The organism is Seonamhaeicola marinus, assembly GCF_008085455.1.
Genome location: NZ_VSDQ01000637.1, coordinates 1 through 407, shown reverse-complemented (window position 1 = coordinate 407; position 407 = coordinate 1). Strand labels below are relative to the sequence as shown.

The 407-nt window shown below is 31.7% G+C and carries 1 protein-coding gene; it reads right to left on the bottom strand.

What is annotated here, in order from left to right:
* On the bottom strand, positions 1-271 hold a 271-nt coding region (locus FUA24_RS10950; RefSeq protein ID WP_394344202.1), incomplete at its 3' end, for an O-methyltransferase.
* Between the last annotated feature and the right edge of the window lie 136 nt (positions 272-407).

Here is a 407-nt window from a genome sequence, read left to right as displayed (position 1 = left end):
TAACATCAATAGTGTGTAAAACACCATTTTTCTGCATGCCTTCAGCTAAACACAAAGCAGAATAGCCAGTATAGGTACCAATTTCTAAAATATTTTTAGGGTTTATAAGTTTAGAAATTATACTTAAAACCCGCCCCTGATAATGCCCACTAAGCATGCGTGGTTGTAAAACCTTTTGGTAAGTTTCTCTGTTTAATTGTTGTAGTAATTCAGGTTCATTTTCAGAGTGTGCAACTACATAATTGTCTAATTCTTCAGGTAAAAAGTGCATTAATTTAATATTCTATTTATAAGTTTTTGTTTTGCTGTAGTATCATCACCACAAAGCCATTGTAAAACGTTATCTTGCCAAATGGCATCATATTCATTTTGGTTTAAAATGTTACGTTCCATAGCTAAATCTAGTA